3 protein-coding genes are annotated in these 2,972 nt (G+C 67.9%); all 3 read right to left on the bottom strand.

Annotation, left to right across the window (positions count from 1 at the left end):
- The coding region (locus AC1D2K_RS32805; RefSeq protein WP_478094373.1) for a phosphatase PAP2 family protein at window positions 1–449 on the bottom strand (449 nt) is incomplete at its 3' end.
- Between the two features lie 270 nt (window positions 450–719).
- The gene (locus AC1D2K_RS32810; RefSeq protein WP_478094374.1) at window positions 720–1,817 is read right to left on the bottom strand and encodes an autotransporter outer membrane beta-barrel domain-containing protein; all 1,098 of its coding nucleotides are present in this window, start codon (window positions 1,815–1,817) and stop codon (window positions 720–722) included.
- A 181-nt stretch (window positions 1,818–1,998) separates the two neighbouring features.
- Complete coding sequence (locus AC1D2K_RS32815) at window positions 1,999–2,835, bottom strand: ABC transporter permease (protein ID WP_478094376.1); 837 nt, start codon at window positions 2,833–2,835, stop codon at window positions 1,999–2,001.
- Between the last annotated feature and the right edge of the window lie 137 nt (window positions 2,836–2,972).

Genomic DNA, 2,972 nt, shown 5'->3' on the forward strand with positions numbered 1-2,972 from the left:
GCGATGTCCAGCGGAAAATGGATGCCCACGTAGATGCGGGCCCAGCTTGTGGCGCATGCCGCAGCRGTCGCCAGCAGTCCGATGCGCCGGAGACCGGGACGCACGAGCAGCGCCAGCGCCAGCGTGAACATCACCGAAGCGTGCGCGCTCGGCAGCGAACCTCGCGCTCCGTGCGGAACATAGGGCGGGCTGAGGCCGGTCATGAACGGCCTCGGAAAACCGAGTGCGGACGCGATCCAATGCGCCAGCAGCGCGGCCACCGCCAGCGCGCACAAGGTGGCCACCAGGTAGCCGCGTTGAGCGGGCTGGCGCGCAAAGGCCCAGGCCACGAGCACTGCGCCGATCCACGGGCCCCAGACCGCGATCAGGGCGGCGACCGACAGGATCCACGCGTTGGGCTCATGGCCCGCGGCCATCCAGGCGAAGAGGGTGAGATCGAGCTGCTTCATCGAAGCCCCCGGGCATCCACGCGGCCCTGGACGGAGTCGGCGCAGAGGAAGGGCTGCAGGACGACCAGTGCAACGCCGGCCGCGCACCACCACAGGCACTGTCTTGCAATGAGTTGACACAGCCGATCGAACATGGCCGTCAACTCTAGGCTGCGGTTCTGAAGGCAAGCTGAACCGCATCGCTGACTCGGCGGTTCAGGGGCGTTTCACTGGGGGTGCCTACCCTCGCGCGACGCATCCCGAGCGCGCACGAGAAGGGCTGTCCCCGCGTCATCGCCAGACGAATCGGGTGCCGGCCTGCACGGTCCAGGCCTGGTACGACTGACTGCCCGTTTGCCAGCCCACATTGCCCCAGGCCATCCATCCCCCCTGGAATCTGGCGTCGACGCCGGCCTTGAATTCGAATCGATTGGAGGGGTAGAGGTAGCGCGTCGACACGTTGTCGACCACCACCTCGTCGCCCAGCGCGTCATGCCACCAGTTCAAGGTCACGGACGGCCGAACGACGGCACCTGCCCAGCCGAAGGCCTCGTGTTCCGCGCGGACGCCCAGCCTGGACAGCCAGCCGCCACGATGGGCGCCGTCGACCTGCAGTCCATCCACCTGCGTCACGTTGTAGGTGTGGTTGTGAACATAGACGAACTGGCCCTGCGGCACGAGCGACCAGCTGCTGTCTTGCAGGCGGACGACGTAGCCGCCTTCGGCCGACAGGATTCCGGCGTGGGAGTTGTAGTCGACCTGTTCCCGGAACACGGTCTGGACGCGGTCGGAAAACACGGCGTACTGGCCCCAGAGGTCGCTGTACCAACCGGTGCGGGTGAGGTCATCCTGATACCAGGTGCCGAAGGCGCCGACACTGTAGCCGCTGGTGTTTCCCTCCGACTGGAAGTAGGCCGGGACGCCCTGTGCGTCGCTTCGCGTGCCCCCGTAGCCGAACATGGCGCCGAAGTGCATCCGGTCGGAGCGTCCGAACGGCGACCACTGGCCAAGGGTCGCCGTGCCCTGCACCCATGCCGTCCTGCTGTCGATGTCGAACCCGCCGGTGTCGCCGCGAATTCGATCCCCGGTGCCACCCGCTCGCAGGTCGAAGACCCCGCGCTGTGGCTCCGCCGTGTCCGTCCGGGGCTGCCAGCCCCAGCCGCCTTGGCGGTCCTCCAGGCTGTGCACGAACAGAACGCCCGACTGGTGCTGGTTGCCGTAGTAGGCGCCGGTTTCGGGCCGCGCACCCAGGGGGATGGGCGGGACGGATGCGCAGGCTGGCGAGATCGACGGCAGGCACTGCGCCCAGCCGTGGCAACCCGTTGCGAGGACGGCGGCTGCCACGACCCAGTGGCCCGCGTGAGGTCGAGTTACAGAAGACAGACGCATTCGTCGTACTCCTTGGCTCCGGGTGAATCCCGCTCGTCGAAGATCGGCAAGGTCGCAACCCGTCGCCTTCAACTGGCCGCTGGGTGATCGGCCCAACTGTAACTCCAGATTGCAATCATGAATGCAATCTGAATGTGCCCGAGGAGGAATGGCGGTGTCCCGGAGGCGAAGCCGGCCCGCCTCAGCGCGAGAGTCCCGCGGGCCGAGGGGCTCCCCGCGCGGGGCCTAGGCGGTCGAGGCGCAGCCGCTGGCGCTCGTCGGTGAKGGCGCGCGCCGCGAGGTACACCGCCCCGGCGGCCGCCAGGCCGCCCGCCCCGGTGAGGAGAAAAAGCAGCAGGATCTGGTACTTGACCGCTTCGACGGGATCCATGCCGGCCAGCAACTGACCCGTCATGATGCCCGGCAAGGTGATGATGCCGGCCGCGGACATCTGGTTGATGATCGGAATCATGCCGCGCCGGATCGATGACCGCGTCAACTCGGCCAGCGCGCTGCGGATTGGCGTGTCCAGGGCCAGCTGGGCCTCGATGGCCTGTCGGCGCAGGGTCACGCCTTCGACGAAGCTGTCCAGCCCGAGGCTCGCCGAATTCAGCACGCTGCCCAGCACCATGCCCATCAGCGGGATGGCGTAGCGCGGGTCATACCAGGGCTCCGGGCGGATGGCGGTCATCAATGCCAGGACGACCGTCGCCAGGCTCGAGACCCCGACCACCGCGATGCCGATGCGGTAGTTGCGCCACCCCTGAAAGCGCCGCTCCGGACGCACCGCGACTTCGCGCGCGGCGGCGCAGATCATCAGCAGCACGACGAGCAGGGTCAGCGCCGGCGACCCCAGCCTGAAGACGACCTTCAGCAGCAGACCCACCAGGAGCAACTGCACCACCATGCGCGTGGCTGCCCAGAGGACCTGCCGGTGCAGGTGCAGCCGCAGCACGATCGAGGCACAGGCATTGGCGAGCACCAGCAAGGCCGCCAGCGCGACATCGGTCGCCTGGAGGTGGACGGTGACGGTGTTCATGAGAGCCGAGCCTGCCCGTCGTGCATTTCGTAGTGGCGTGTGCCCATGCGCACGGCCTGCTCGCGTGAATGCGTCACCCAGAGTATCGACAGGCCGTCCTGCAGTCGACGGCGCAGCAGGTTTTCCACCGCCGTCGT

This window comes from Variovorax sp. P1_H12_2, from assembly GCF_056405335.1.